Consider the following 13,379-nt stretch of genomic DNA (forward strand, 5'->3'; position numbering starts at 1 on the left):
GTCGTGCTATGTAGTCGACTACCTACCTTTGGCAAGCGCCTGCCGCGTTGAAGCCTGCCCTTGCACATCGTCAGTCTTGCCGCTTTTGAGCGGAACAACCCGTGCCGGCGGCAACGATATTGTCGCTCGCAACCCATGCGGGGATATGTTCTCGAGCGACAGCGAGCCACCATGGCTCTTTGCGATCTCATCTGCGATCGAAAGACCCAGTCCAAAACCGCTGTTGATAGTCGAGGACCGGGCCTGATCCGCCTTGAAAAAAGGCTCAAGAGCCTTCTCGTGGAGACCCTCTGCAAGGCCGGGGCCATCGTCCTGCACAACAATGGACACTTTGCTTGGCGGGAAATTGGACAATTGGACATGCACGATCTTACCGAACCTGACGGCATTTTCCACGATGTTGGTGACTGCCCGCGTCAGCCCTTTCTGCTTGCATGAATATCCGAATCTCTCGGGCCCGACGTAAATCACCGTGTGTCCAACATCGGAGAACCCGGCAACGATTGTCTTCATCAGGGCTGCAATATCAACCTTTCGAAGCGGCTCGTCGCGGGCCGTGCTGCTCAGATATTGAAGGCTTTCCTCGATCATCGCGGTCAATGTGGCGATATCGTCAAGCATCGCTTGTTTCGACCGGATCTCCTTTGATCGCTCCACGCGCATTCTTAGCCGCGTTAGTGGTGTTCTCAGGTCGTGGCTTACGGCGGTCAGCATCCGCGTGCGGTCATCAACCATCTTGCGTATTCTACGCCGCATATCGTTGAGCGCCGTTGCGAGGGTGCGAAGCTCCTTGGCGCCTGCGACAGTGAATAGCTGCTCCTCGCTGCCGTCGAGCCGCAAGCTCTTTGCCGCTTCGGCAAAACGGACAAGAGGCGACGTGATCACGCCACCTATATATAGCACCAGCAGAAGCATCGGGAGGATCAACATCAGGATCTTGGCAATGAGTTCGATAAGCGTGCCGAAGACGGCTGGATAGGTATCGGCGTCAGAGAACCGTACCAGGAGGCCACGCTTGGCGTCGACACGCACCGCCAGGGCATTGTGTTCCGCATCCTGCGGAAGAACAGCGGCCTCAAAATCAGTGGGCAGCACGTCGCGAAGCTCATCGGCGATAAATTGCATATCCCCTTGGTGGCTGCTTCCGACGTTAAGATCACGCCACGGCAAAATCCTCATCTCCAGACCGATGGGAGCGCTCGCTCGCAGCAGCTTCTCGGCGTCGGCATCGTCCGCGCTGTTTCTGAGTTGCTCTACGATCAATTCGATCTGTGTGCTTCTGACCGCAACCACTTGCTTAGCCTGGAAGATGTACGGCTCCGGCAAGAGCGCGATAACGCTAAGGAGCACTGCCGGAATAGGGATCGCAGCGAGCACGACGAACTGGAGGCGAATGGGCGCCCGTCTGAACCGACCGATCATATGGCTACCGCGACCTCCGGAGTGAAGATGTAACCGCCCAGCCGCACTGTCTTAATGAAAGTGGGCTCCTTATAGTTCGGCTCTATCTTTTGCCGGATACGGCTCACATGCACATCAATGCTGCGCTCGACAGGTCCGGCAGCGCCAGCGTGGGTGCGGGCAAGTATGTCTTGCCGGTTCATCACCTGTCGAGGATTCTCGCAGAACACAAGCAGCACATCAAATTCCGCCGTCGTGAGCGGCACATGGACACCGTCAACGTCAGTCAATTCGCGAGTGACAGGATCTATGCGCCAGCCCGCGAACGTCATCGGGTCCTGGCTTGGCTTGAGTTGGCTTGAATACGACGATCGCCGCAGCAGCGCCTTTATTCTCGCCAAAAGTTCCCTTGAACTAAACGGTTTTGTGACATAGTCGTCGGCCCCCAGTTCCAGTCCGACGACCCTGTCCACCTCTTTCGTCAGCGCGGTAAGCATGAGGATGGGTGTAGTATCGGATGCCCTGATCCTTCTGCAAATGCTAAAACCGTCCTCACCCGGCAGCATTCCGTCCAATACAATAAGGCTGAACTCTTTCTTTTTGAGAACGCGGTCCATTTCCATGGCCGATCCGACTGTCTCGGCGACGTAGCCCGCCTCTTTCATCAGTTCGATCAGCATAGTCGCTATATCCCGGTCATCCTCGACGACGAGAATTCGGGCTGAAGCTGGAGTGATGACATCGTATCCGACGTTTTCCATAGGCTTGGCCATTTTGTTGCCCTTTCCCCTTCGGAATAACACGCTGCTCATCATGGCTGTCAGCAACAATTGTGTTTAATTTTGTTGCTGTGGTCCCCGTCAGGCCTCCTCCCGGCCCAACAGTCGCTGCGTCTGCGGCAGCGATCCCATCCGCGCGGCGCGGACCAGCGCTTCCGGCGGGCGCTAGGCCGCTGCGCCTTAGCAACTCTTAACAATACATAACCCACCGCAATGACAAATCGGGATTAATGCCGCCCAGGAGCGATTGCGAAGAACGATCGCCATACGCGGTGCTGCCGGTGGAGACCTAGATGTTTCCGCTGGGTGGCGGCCCCGGAACAAGGCGGTAGACATGCATAGACTGGTGGCCATCACCATGATGGCCTTTCTTGCTAGCTGTTTCGCGCCGGGCCGTAATGCCTGCCAATCGAAGGCCGCGATGAAGGCGGCCTATCGCAGGATTGTCGGTATGGGCGGTCTTGGAGCGTGCCTGATCGTGTCAGGCTGCACGACCGTCGCCAGCGTTCAGGAACCTGATTTGAAGATCGCGAATGCCTGGCACGCGACCTTTCCGCATGGCGGCCGGACCGGCGATCTCGTGTCCTGGTGGTCCACGTTTTCCGATCCATCGCTGACGGCCCTCATTGCATCTGCGCAGGCGGAAAGCCCCAGTCTCGAGTCCGCCGCTGCAGAGATCGAGAGGGGGCGCGCCGCGCTGGCATCTACGCAGGCGAGCTTTTTTCCGGGGCTTGGCGGCTCGGGATCGCTCGCCCGCTCCGGCACGGGCGGCAACAAAGCCAACCAAGTTGCTGCCGCTACGACGCCGAGCGGCAGCCTCGACGCTTCTTGGGAAATCGATCTGTTCGGCAAGACGCGGCAGAGGAGCGAGGCTGCGCGGCTGCGGGTCCACGAGCGCACCGCCGATTGGCACGATGCGCGCGTCTCACTCGCGGCGGAGGTGGCGGACTACTATGTGCAGTACCGTGCCTGCCGGCAGCTGGAGCAAGTCTATACCACCGAACTCGCCTCGCAGCGCGAGACGATCCGGGCAATGGAAATGGCCGCAACCTCCGGCCTTACGTCGAGCGCCGACCTCGCGCTAGGGCGGGCGAGTGCTGCTACCTCGGCCTCGACACGGACCGCCCAGCGTGCCGAGTGCGAGGTTCTCGTCAAATCTCTCGCCCGCCTTACCGGCGGTGACGAGCCTCACGTCCGCGATATTCTGGCGATGGGCAAGCAAGGGTTACCCACGCCGAGGACCCTCAAGCTATCCGCCGTGCCTGCTGACGCCTTACGGCAGCGCCCCGACATCGACGCCCTTGAACTCGAGGTCGCTGCATCGCTCGCCGAGATCGGCGCGGCAAAAGCCGATCTCTATCCGAGCCTCAGCCTCGGCGGCTCGGTCACGATCGGCACTTCATCGCTGACGGGAACGTCTCTGCCCTGGTCCTTCGGCCCGGCCATCTCGATCCCGCTCTTCGACGGTGGCTCGCGCCGGGCGGCAGTGAGCAGCGCGGCAGCCACATACAAGGTGGCGGTGGCCGCCTACAAATCAGGTGTGCTGGACGCGGTCGCCGAAGTCGAGACCGCACTCGTGCGGATCGACAGTACGCGGAGGCGCATTGGCGACGCCAGTGTCGCGGCGCGCAACTACCGCGCCTATTTCAAGGCCGTGGATTCGAACTGGAAAGCCGGTGGCGCAAGCCTACTCGACCGTGAGGACGCCCGGCGTTCGGCGCAGTCGGCGGAGGTCTCGCTCATCGAAATCCGTCGCGACTCCGTGCGCTATTGGATCGCCCTCTACAAGGCGCTCGGCGGCGGCTGGGATGCGAGCGCCTCCTCACCCAAGGACCTGCCGCAAAAATCGAAAGAAGACCTGCTCTGATGCGATCTTCACCTCTTCTCCTCGCCGCTTTCCTGAGCGGAACCCTTGTTTTCGCCGCAGAGATTGCACTTGCGCAACAGAACGAGGCGGCAGCGCTTACCGTCACAGTGGCAAAGCCCGCGGAACGCCAGTGGCCTGAAACGATACCCGCCAGCGGCTGGCTGAAGCCCTGGCACGAAGCGGTCATTGCCGCGGAAATCGGCGGCCTGCGTGTGACCGATGTCCTTGCTGATGTCGGGTCGGTCGTCTTGAAGGATCAGCCCCTCGTTCGGCTGGCCGACGAAACGGTGCGGGCGGAACTGCGCAAGGAAGAGGCTGTGCTGGCAAGTGCGAAGGCGGACCTCGCAAAAGCCAGGTCGAGCGCGGACCGAGCACGCAAGGTGCAGGGAAGCGGTGCGCTTTCTGAGGAGAAGATCACCGAATACCTGATCGCCGAGCAGACTGCGATCGCGGGTGTCGAATCCGCCGAAGCCTCGCTGGAAAGCCAGAAGATCAAGCTTGCTCAGGCGACCATTATGGCCCCAGACGACGGGCTGATCACCGCCCGTTCGGTCCAACTCGGCGCTGTCGTCTCCTCCGGCACGGAGCTATTCCGTCTCGTGCGCCAGCAGCGCGTCGAGTGGCAGGCGGAAGTGTCTGCACGCTATTTGCCTCGCATTAAAGAAGGCCTGACCGCCACGATCGTCGGTCCGGAGGGGCGGCGCGTCAAAGGGACCGTGCGGCTCGTCGGGCCGACGGTTAGTACCGACACCGGACGGGTGCTCGCCTATGTGGCGCTGCCGGCGGAGGCGCACCCACCCATCGGCCTTTACGTCACCGGCCAGATCGAGCTTGCGACCACGAAGGCATTCACCGTGCCCGAGACGGCGCTCGTGATGCGTGACGGCATCGCTTACGTCTTCACCGTGGATGCGGGCAGGCGTGCGTTACGCGTCCGTGTTGAAACCGGCCGCCGCAATGGCAGCGAAGTGGAAATCCTCTCGGGCCTTGATCCCTGGGCCGACGTGGTGACGACGGGCGGCGCCTTCCTTTCGGATAGGGCGCTTGTCCGGGTAGAGGAGGACGCACGATGAACTTTTCCGCCTGGTCGATCCGCAATCCGGTTCCCGCAATCCTGCTGTTCATCCTGCTCACCGTCGGCGGCCTCCTCGCCTTCGATCGCTTGGCGGTACAGAACTTCCCCGACATGGTGCTGCCGACTGTCCAGATCAACGCCGCGCTCGAAGGTGCCGCACCGGCCCAACTCGAAACCGAAGTCGCGCGCAAGATCGAGGACAAGCTCGCCTCGCTGAGCCTCCTAGAGCACATCACGACCACGATCACGGACGGCGCGGTCAGCATCAATGTCTCATTTCAGCTGGAGAAGGACGGCGAAGCAGCGCTGAACGAGGTGCGCAATGCCGTCGACAGTATGAGCGGCGACCTGCCTGCCCAGATGCAGACACCAAGCGTGACAAAAACGACGGTGCAAGGCTCGCCGATCCTTACCTACGCCGTGCGCTCCGTCCGCCTCAATGAGACGGAACTCTCCTGGTTCGTCGACAACGACATGACGAAGGCCTTGCTTGCCGTGCCCGGCGTCGGCCAAGTCAGCCGCATCGGCGGCATCAATCGTGAGGTGCATATCGATCTCAATCCCCAACTCATGAGTTCGCTCGGCCTCAGCGCCGCAACCGTTTCCGCGCGGCTCAAATCCATGCAGACGGACGCTTCGGGCGGCCGGGCGGAAATCGGCGGCAGCAAGCAGGTGATCCGCACGCTCGGCGCGGTTTCGTCGATCGAGGCGTTGAGGGCGCTCGCGATCCCGCTCCCGAGTGGCGCTCTGGTGCGTCTCGACGAGATCAGCACGGTTACGGACAGCTTCGCCGACCGGTCATCCATCGCCTATCTCGACGGCGAGTCGATAATCGCGGTGCAGGTCAAACGCTCGAACGGCTTTTCGGATACGGGCGTCGCGACGGCCCTCCAGGCTGCCATGCAGAACTTCGCCGCCGCCAAGCCTGATGTCGAGATCGTCGAGGCCTACAGCACGATCGGGCCGATCATCGAAAACTATGACGGCTCTATGCACATGCTCTACGAGGGCGCGACCCTCGCAATCGTGGTGGTCTGGCTCTTCCTGCGCGACTGGCGGGCGACGTTCCTTTCGGCGGTGGCGCTGCCCCTATCGGTCATCCCGACCTTCCTTGTGATGTACATGGCGGATTTCAGCCTCAACACGGTGACGCTGCTCGCGCTCTCGCTCGTGGTCGGCATCCTCATCGATGATGCGATCGTCGAGATCGAGAACATCGCACGCCATCTGCAAATGGGGAAACCACCGAAGCAGGCCGCGCTCGAAGCCGCCGACGAGATCGGCCTTGCCGTCATCGCCACAACCTTCACGCTCGTTGCCGTCTTCCTGCCGACTGCCTTCATGATCGGTATTCCCGGCCTGGTCTTCCGCCAGTTCGGCGTTACGGCGGCCGTGGCGGTTCTCGCCTCCCTGGTCGTCGCGCGCCTGCTGACGCCGATGATGGCCGCTTACATGATGAAAGCGCATCCCGTCGAGGCAAAAGACGGCCGGATCATGCGCGCCTACATAGCCGTCGTTAAAACCTGCCTGCAGCGCCGCAAACTGACGGTCCTTGGCGTCTGCCTGTTCCTCGGCCTTTCGATTTCGACGATCCCGTTCCTCAGTTCCGGTTTCTTACCCGCTTCGGATGATGCGCAGACACAAGTCACTCTGACGCTGCAACCCGGCAGCACCATTGAGCAGACGGAGGCGATCACGCGGCGAGCCGCAGAGATCGTTTCCCGACTGCCGGACGTGACGCGTGTGTTCTCCTCCGTCGGAACCGCCTCTTCAGGTGACCTGATCGATTCCTCGACGACCGTCGATACGGCGGCCGCCTCGCTCGTCGTCGATCTGAAGAACATCGGCGAACGCACCCGCAAGCAGACCGAGATCGAGAATGATATCCGGCAGACACTCGCCGTTCTTCCTGGCGCCAGGATCGCTGTAGGTACGGGCGGCAACGGCACGACACTGGAAATCACGCTGGCCAGCGACGATTCCAATGCTCTCGACCAGGCAGCCGGCGCGCTCGAAGAGCAACTGCGCACCCTTCGGGGGATCGGCGCGGTCACCTCCAGTGCTTCCCTGCAGGCCCCCGAAATCCAGATCGTCCCGAACCTCGACCGCGCGGCCGCTCTCGGCGTCACGGCGGAAGCGATTTCCGAGGCGGTTCGTGTGGCGACCAACGGCGACTATTCCTCCTCGCTCGCAAAGCTCAACCTGCCGCAGCGCCAGCTGCCTATCCGCGTCCGGTTTGATCCCAGCAATCGGACGACATTTGATGACATTGCCAATCTTCGCGTTGCCGGCGCCAGGGGCAGCGTCGATCTCGGCTCGGTCGCCGAGATCGGCATCGGCGGCAGCCCGTCGGAGATCAGCCGCATCGACCGCTCACGAAATGTCACGCTGTCGGTCGAACTCAACGGGCGCATCCTCGGCGACGTCTATCGCGAAGCACAGGCATTGCCCGCCCTTCACAGCCTCCCGGAAGGCGTCAAGCTCGTTGAGCAAGGAGAATTGGAACGCAGCTCCGAGCTCTTCAGCAGTTTCGCTATCGCCATGGGGATTGGGATCTTCTGCATCTATGCGGTGCTGGTCCTTCTCTTCCATGATTTCCTTCAGCCGGTAACGATCCTTATGGCGCTTCCACTGTCTCTTGGCGGTGCCCTGCTGCCGTTGGTGCTGACCGGCACGAGCTTTTCCATGCCAGTGGTGATCGGGTTGCTCATGCTGATGGGTGTGGTGACGAAGAATTCGATCCTTCTGGTTGAATACGCGATCATCTCGCGCCGCGCCGGCCTCTCGCGCATCGACGCCCTTGTCGACGCCTGCCATAAGCGCGCTCGCCCGATCGTCATGACGACGATCGCGATGGGCAGCGGCATGCTGCCCGTAGCTCTCAGTCTGAGCGGCGGCGACTCCAGTTTCCGTCAACCGATGGCAATTGTCGTCATCGGCGGCCTGATGACTTCCACCGTCCTCAGCCTCGTCGCTATTCCCGTCATCTTCACCTTCCTCGATGACTTTCTCAGGCTCCTCAAGCAGCTTGTAGGCATAAGACAGCCTGAGCCCTCGCCGGCTTCCACACCTGAAGACGGAGGAGGATTCGAGGCACCGCTTTGGGAGGAGCGGTCCTGGGGGGCACCGCCACTTGGATCCCGCCGTCGTGGACCAGACGCGGCATCAAACCGGGCTGCCGCGGACGGGCGTTTGCCTCCTGCTGCCAAACAACCAGCACGTCGGGGTTGAAGCCGATGGCTCGCAGCACTTCCGCCGAGGTGGCGAACCGTCGCGCTGTCCGCCTCTTCGGAAATGGCAGGGGCGGATCGGGATCGGCGGTTGCCACGAAGGACCGGTCGACCATCGTTCCCATCGACGAGACGAATGGCAACATTCCACCCTTCTATGACATTGATGTAGGCTCGGAATCTGCCTGATCGCGACGCCTTCATTCCGCCGCTTCTAGCCTGGCCCGCCCAGCAGCTGCACCCGTTCATTGGCTGCCGATCACCATGCGGTTGCCCTCGCTGTCGAGAAATTCCGCCCACCGTGCTGCCTGGCGGCCAGGGCGCCTCCGGCGGTTCGGTGATGATCTCGACGCGCCCGCCTTCAAAGCGGCGATCGTGGCCTCGACATCGTCGTCGGCGCGCAGCGCCGACGGCTATGAGATCACGTTCGCAACCAACCACCTGGGCCACTACCTGCTGCTCCGCCTGCTGATGCCCCGGCTTGCCGATGACGCCAACGTGATCATCACGACGAGCGGCACGCACGATCCCGCCGAGCAGACGTCGTTTCCGCCTCCGCGACACGCCGACGGATGGCTCCTCGCCTACCCCGAACGGGATTCCGGCGTCGACCACTCGTCGCGCGTGGCGGCTGGCCGCGCCTTCTACGCCGCATCGAAGCTGGCGAACCTGCTCACCGCCCGCCGGCTGGCGCGGTTGGCCGAGGAAGAGGGACGTGGATGGACGACCTTCGCCTTTTGCCCCGGGCAGGTGCCGGGCACGGGCCTCGTTCGTGATTACCCGGCGCCGATGCGCCTGGGCTGGTGGCTGGCCGGCACACTGGCGGGCGCTCCGTTCGTGGCCCGCCTGATGGAGTGAACACGGCACGGGCAGCGGCCTGGCGCAGGACGACGTACGCCCGCCGCCGGGTCGTCTCTACGCCGCCGTGCGGCGAGGGAAGATCACCTGGCCGGACCTCTCGGAGCTGGCCCGCCGCGACGACGTCGCCGTCGCGATGTGGCGCATCAGCGAAGTGCTGGTGGGCATGTCGGACGCCCCGTGCCCGGATGAGCGCACGTGGCGACCTGGCGTTGCTGGGCGGCGAGAGGGATTTTCTGCACCTCCTGCCGCGGAGCATTCTTACTCGTTGGAACAGACGAGACCGACAGCAGCAATCCACCGATAGTGTTGAAAAAGTCCGGCAGAGAAGGATGATTTGCCTTCGAATCTCCATCCCGCTCCAAGTCTTTACTTGGTCGCGCGTCCGGACGGAAAACCGGCATTTAAGCCCCGGCTTTGTGCGCCAAAGGATGCCTCGGCTGGTAGAGGCCAAGCGAGCCGCCACTGGGAAGCGAGACATGCGTGAGCAGGCCCCAGCCTTCATCGGTGACCGAAGTGCATTCAACATCGTGCGATTTCAGCTCTTGGATTGTGGCATTGATGTCTTCGCACATGAGATAGACTTCGTGGCTGTCGTTTTCGGCGACCGGGTGAACGGCAATCTCGGCCGGCGGCAATGCGAAGATCAACCAGCCTTCGCCAGCATCGATTGCTGGAAAACGCAGAACATTGCGAAAAAATGCGCGGTCTGCCTCGGCATCCGTGCTGTAGATGATCATGTGTGCGCCGGAAATCATGGCTCTTTACCTCCCTGAAAGTGATGCGAACAAGCTATTGCCGTTGCAAACGACGTTTCCGCCGTCCACACAGCCGCTCGATATCGACAAGCTTCAGTTAGATATAGGTCGGTCGGCCGTGATTGCAGGTGCCGGAACCCGGCGTTGCTTCCATCTGGCGGAGCGGTGCGTTCATTTCTTCCGGCCGAAGCTGCCGGCCGAGCGCACCGAGCCGTGGCACGCCATGGTAGCGGCGATTTTGTCGAAGCGCTGCTTCAGCGTATCGGCGGTGTCAGTCTCGGCGATCTCGTCGGCAAGATCGGCGAGCCTTGGCCGCCGCACCGTTTATCGAAAAGTGAGGCGACTGGGTATCACTCGGCCGGCGCAGAGAGCATTTCCGACGATATTCAACCTCTTGCCCCGGGGAAACTTCGAGGGCAAATCGCGACTCTGAGCTGCCCCTTTCATCAGTCTATTTCGCTGCCCGGTAGTTGACAGTCGCAGCAACCAGCGCTGATGACACCTTCTCTAGCCGTACATGGGCTCGTCAAAATTGAAATGCCCGCTCTCCGGCTGCACCCGCTCATTGGCTGCCGATCACCATGCGGTTGCCCTCGCTGTCGCGAAATTCCGCCACCGTGCGGCCTGGCTGCCAGGGCGCCTCCTGCGGTTCGGTGATGATCTCGACGCCACCCGCCTTCAAAGCGGCGATCGTGGCCTCGACATCGTCGTCGACCAGCACCAGCACTGGGTCCGCGCCTGGCGTGTCGTCGGCGCGCCTCACGAAATGCAGGTTGGTGACAGCGCCGGGAAATTTCAGCTCGATCCAGCGCCAGCGGGAGCCTGCGCTGCGAGGCTCCCTTCCGTTGATGCGGTTTGCATTTATCCGCGTGAGGTAAAGCTCGCGCTTCTATTCCAAGCAACAAGGGTGCGCGAGGTGCAAAGTAGCCGGCTGAGCCGCATTTCACTTCTTGCGCGGATCGTCGGCCGGGTTGATGTAGTTGATACCTCCCGGCCCGACAAAATGAGCTTCGATGATAGCCTCTTCGCCTGCTGTCCAGACGTAATGGGCGTGATTTGCTGGCTGCGCGTAGAAGGCACCCGGGTTGAGCAGGTCACCATTCTTTTCGACCTTTTCGCCAACACCAAAGCCCACGCCACCGCTGATCACGGTGATGGTCTCGGCATACGGATGAGTATGGGGCGGGACCAGATAGTTGGCCGGAAACTTGGCCCGCAGGACGACCACGTCGCCAGCTTTCGTCGGATCGCCCATCAAGATGGCGGTTTGAGCCCCTTTCGGCAGGCCCGGATTATCCTTCCATACCAGCTTATCAGGCGTAAGCAGGGTCACACCCATATCGTCCGCGTATGCCAAACCTCCACATACGGTCAAAACTGCTGCAACTGTAATAGCGAAGGCAAGTGTGGATGATCTGCGATTCATAGATTTCATCGCTTCCTCCATTTAGCATGTGCATGTTGCACGCGAACAGTAATCCCAGAGCCTGATCCGACCTATTGTCAAATCAACTCATAGGACAAGGCGCTCTTTGCTCGTTCCAATGGAGAGATGAACGGCAAGTTCCACCCTCTCCAGCCGTTCAAATTGGCGCGTCAAAATTCGGATGCCGCCCAGCAGCTGCACCCGCTCATTGGCTGCCGACAACCATGCGGTTGCCCTCGCTGTCGCGAAATTCCGCCACCGTGCGGCCTGGCTGCCAGGGCGCCTCCTGCGGTTCGGTGATGATCTCGACGCCGCCCGCCTTCAGAGCGGCGATCGTGGCCTCGACATCGTCGTCGACCAGCACCAGCACCGGCTCCGCGCCTGGCGTGTCGTCGGCGCGCCTCACGAAATGCATGTTCGTCACGGCACCGGGAAATTTCAGCTCGATCCAGCGCCAGCCGCTATGGCCCATCTTCTCGTCGGCCGCGACCTTGCAGGCGAAATGCCTGGTGTAAAACGCCTTGGCGCGGTCCTGGTCGAATACCGGCAGTTCGGCAAACTGGATGTGCATGGTCGTCTCTCCTGCTCCTCGATAGCTGCTGCGTAGCCGTCCCCAGGTGGAAGACGATCCGGACGGCCGAAAAGATTCATGGCCTGCGAGAATCTTTTCGAGAACGCAAAACGTCTTCCGCTGAGACCAACCAATCAGGAGACGAACCATGGGCTACAAACTCATTCGCTACAGCGTGAAAGACACCGGGCTGGAAGAGAACCGCGCGCTGGTGGCAAAGGTGTTCGAGGCGCTGAATGAGACGGCGCCGCAGACCGTGCGCTATCTCGTGCTCGAACTCGACGACGGCGAGTTCATCCACGTCGTCGGCGAGGGAAACGATGCATCCGCGCTGACCGGGCTTGCGGCCTTCGAGGCGTTCACGCAAAACCATGCGGAGCGACGTTCTACCCCGGTCAAGCGATCGCCTGCCAAAATCATCGGCAACTACCATGTGCTTGAGGACGGCAAAGCCGGATAGAATGGACGCCATGATCCCACAAAAATTCGACCGGCCGGCGCTGGAGGCGATGCTCTCCGGGTTGCGTCCCAAACTGCACCGCTACTGCGCCCGCATGGCCGGCTCGGTGATCGACGGCGAAGACATCGTGCAGGAGACGCTGCTGAAGGCGCTGCAGGCGGTGGACGGCAGCATGGCGGTCGAGCGGCCCGAGCAATGGCTGTTTCGCATCGCCCATAATGCCGCGCAGGACCATCTGCGCCGGCGCCATCGGGAAAGGTCGCGCATGACCGAGACCGACATGACGACCATCGAGGACCCGTCCGGCAGCGCCGACAGCAGGATCGCCGCTGCGGCCGGCCTGCGCAGCTTCATGCAGTTGTCGGTGGCGCAGCGCAGCGCCGTGATCCTGGTCGACGTGCTCGGCCTTTCCCTGCACGAGACCTGCGAGGTGACTGGTGCGACGCTCGCCGCCACCAAGGCGGCGCTGCATCGCGGGCGGGCGCAGCTGCGCATGCTGGCGTCGGAGCCGGAACACGTCGCCGCGCCCAGGCTCGACGCCGATGACGAGCGGCGGCTGCGCCGCTATGTCGATCTGTTCAACGCGCGTGACTTCGACGCGGTCAGGGCGCTGATCGCCGAGGATATCAAACTCGAAGTCGTCAACCGCCTCCGCCTGCGCGGCAAGGCCGAAGTGTCGACCTATTTCGGCAATTACGACCGCATAAGCGACTGGACGCTTTCGCTGGGCTTCGTCGACGGCCGGCCGGCGATCCTGATCCGCAACCCGCAGGAGCCGGACGGGGCCGTGCGCGGCTTCATGCTGGTCGAATGGCGGGACGAGCGGGTCGTCCAGATCCGCGATTTTCGCTATGCACCCTGGTGCCTGGTCGATGCCGAGATCAGCGCGATGGAAGGGTGAGGGGAGGGCTGGAGACGGCGCGCGAAGGTGACATGACCAAGGTTGCGCCACCT

General features: G+C 62.0%; 12 protein-coding genes and 1 pseudogene. 6 read left to right on the forward strand and 7 right to left on the reverse strand.

Annotated elements, in window-relative coordinates:
- Nucleotides 1–18: 18 nt before the first annotated feature.
- Nucleotides 19–1,422, reverse strand: a complete 1,404-nt coding sequence (locus CIT26_RS02810) for a sensor histidine kinase (RefSeq protein ID WP_095491146.1) — start codon at nucleotides 1,420–1,422, stop codon at nucleotides 19–21.
- Complete coding sequence (locus tag CIT26_RS02815) at nucleotides 1,419–2,174, reverse strand: response regulator (RefSeq protein ID WP_095491147.1); 756 nt, start codon at nucleotides 2,172–2,174, stop codon at nucleotides 1,419–1,421. Before CIT26_RS02815 ends, CIT26_RS02810 begins: the two co-directional genes overlap by 4 nt.
- Before the next feature lie 340 nt (nucleotides 2,175–2,514).
- On the opposite strand from CIT26_RS02815, the gene CIT26_RS02820 reads away from it, so the two are divergent.
- The 4 genes from CIT26_RS02820 to CIT26_RS36390 all read left to right on the forward strand — a co-directional run bounded on the left by CIT26_RS02820 (nucleotide 2,515) and on the right by CIT26_RS36390 (nucleotide 9,210).
- Complete coding sequence (locus CIT26_RS02820) at nucleotides 2,515–4,047, forward strand: efflux transporter outer membrane subunit (protein WP_245319053.1); 1,533 nt, start codon at nucleotides 2,515–2,517, stop codon at nucleotides 4,045–4,047.
- A complete protein-coding gene (locus tag CIT26_RS02825; RefSeq protein WP_095491148.1) occupies nucleotides 4,047–5,120 on the forward strand; it encodes an efflux RND transporter periplasmic adaptor subunit in 1,074 nt (357 codons plus the stop codon). Before CIT26_RS02820 ends, CIT26_RS02825 begins: the two co-directional genes overlap by 1 nt.
- A complete protein-coding gene (locus CIT26_RS02830; protein ID WP_245319054.1) occupies nucleotides 5,117–8,353 on the forward strand; it encodes an efflux RND transporter permease subunit in 3,237 nt (1,078 codons plus the stop codon). The genes CIT26_RS02825 and CIT26_RS02830 overlap by 4 nt, the downstream gene beginning before the upstream one ends.
- Nucleotides 8,354–8,616: 263 nt before the next feature.
- Nucleotides 8,617–9,210 (forward strand): Rossmann-fold NAD(P)-binding domain-containing protein, encoded by a 594-nt coding sequence (locus CIT26_RS36390; RefSeq protein ID WP_095491150.1) that lies wholly within the window; start codon nucleotides 8,617–8,619, stop codon nucleotides 9,208–9,210.
- Nucleotides 9,211–9,614: 404 nt separating this feature from the next.
- Here CIT26_RS36390 and CIT26_RS02845 read toward each other — a convergent pair whose 3' ends face one another.
- The 5 genes and pseudogenes from CIT26_RS02845 to CIT26_RS02865 form a co-directional block, all read right to left on the reverse strand.
- Nucleotides 9,615–9,968 (reverse strand): VOC family protein, encoded by a 354-nt coding sequence (locus tag CIT26_RS02845; protein WP_095491151.1) that lies wholly within the window; start codon nucleotides 9,966–9,968, stop codon nucleotides 9,615–9,617.
- A gap of 97 nt (nucleotides 9,969–10,065) precedes the next feature.
- Nucleotides 10,066–10,268, reverse strand: a pseudogene (locus CIT26_RS02850) (DNA mismatch repair endonuclease MutL); the annotation flags it as partial.
- Nucleotides 10,269–10,530: 262 nt separating this feature from the next.
- Nucleotides 10,531–10,695, reverse strand: a complete 165-nt coding sequence (locus tag CIT26_RS02855) for a VOC family protein (protein WP_245319056.1) — start codon at nucleotides 10,693–10,695, stop codon at nucleotides 10,531–10,533.
- A gap of 216 nt (nucleotides 10,696–10,911) precedes the next feature.
- Nucleotides 10,912–11,403 (reverse strand): cupin domain-containing protein, encoded by a 492-nt coding sequence (locus tag CIT26_RS02860; RefSeq protein ID WP_245319057.1) that lies wholly within the window; start codon nucleotides 11,401–11,403, stop codon nucleotides 10,912–10,914.
- A gap of 196 nt (nucleotides 11,404–11,599) precedes the next feature.
- Nucleotides 11,600–11,965, reverse strand: coding sequence for a VOC family protein (locus CIT26_RS02865; protein ID WP_095491153.1), 366 nt, complete (start codon nucleotides 11,963–11,965; stop codon nucleotides 11,600–11,602).
- 148 nt (nucleotides 11,966–12,113) lie between these two features.
- Here CIT26_RS02865 and CIT26_RS02870 point away from each other — a divergent pair, with 148 nt between their 5' ends.
- Nucleotides 12,114–12,425 carry a hypothetical protein gene (locus CIT26_RS02870; protein ID WP_245319059.1) on the forward strand — a complete coding sequence of 104 codons (312 nt, stop codon included), beginning with the start codon at nucleotides 12,114–12,116 and terminating at the stop codon, nucleotides 12,423–12,425.
- A 10-nt stretch (nucleotides 12,426–12,435) separates the two neighbouring features.
- The gene (locus tag CIT26_RS02875; protein WP_167391260.1) at nucleotides 12,436–13,326 is read left to right on the forward strand and encodes a sigma-70 family RNA polymerase sigma factor; all 891 of its coding nucleotides are present in this window, start codon (nucleotides 12,436–12,438) and stop codon (nucleotides 13,324–13,326) included.
- The last annotated feature ends 53 nt before the right edge of the window (nucleotides 13,327–13,379 follow it).

Source organism: Mesorhizobium temperatum, from assembly GCF_002284575.1.
Classification (GTDB): Bacteria; Pseudomonadota; Alphaproteobacteria; order Rhizobiales; family Rhizobiaceae; genus Mesorhizobium; species Mesorhizobium temperatum.

Coding starts and splice junctions, on each gene's coding strand:
- CIT26_RS02815 (WP_095491147.1), bottom strand. CDS start 2,174: ATGGCCAAGCCTATGGAAAACGTCGGATACGATGTCATCACTCCAGCT.
- CIT26_RS02875 (WP_167391260.1), top strand. CDS start 12,436: ATGATCCCACAAAAATTCGACCGGCCGGCGCTGGAGGCGATGCTCTCC.
- CIT26_RS02810 (WP_095491146.1), bottom strand. CDS start 1,422: ATGATCGGTCGGTTCAGACGGGCGCCCATTCGCCTCCAGTTCGTCGTG.
- CIT26_RS02820 (WP_245319053.1), top strand. CDS start 2,515: ATGCATAGACTGGTGGCCATCACCATGATGGCCTTTCTTGCTAGCTGT.
- CIT26_RS02845 (WP_095491151.1), bottom strand. CDS start 9,968: ATGATTTCCGGCGCACACATGATCATCTACAGCACGGATGCCGAGGCA.
- CIT26_RS36390 (WP_095491150.1), top strand. CDS start 8,617: ATGCGGTTGCCCTCGCTGTCGAGAAATTCCGCCCACCGTGCTGCCTGG.
- CIT26_RS02830 (WP_245319054.1), top strand. CDS start 5,117: ATGAACTTTTCCGCCTGGTCGATCCGCAATCCGGTTCCCGCAATCCTG.
- CIT26_RS02870 (WP_245319059.1), top strand. CDS start 12,114: ATGGGCTACAAACTCATTCGCTACAGCGTGAAAGACACCGGGCTGGAA.
- CIT26_RS02860 (WP_245319057.1), bottom strand. CDS start 11,403: ATGAAATCTATGAATCGCAGATCATCCACACTTGCCTTCGCTATTACA.
- CIT26_RS02825 (WP_095491148.1), top strand. CDS start 4,047: ATGCGATCTTCACCTCTTCTCCTCGCCGCTTTCCTGAGCGGAACCCTT.
- CIT26_RS02865 (WP_095491153.1), bottom strand. CDS start 11,965: ATGCACATCCAGTTTGCCGAACTGCCGGTATTCGACCAGGACCGCGCC.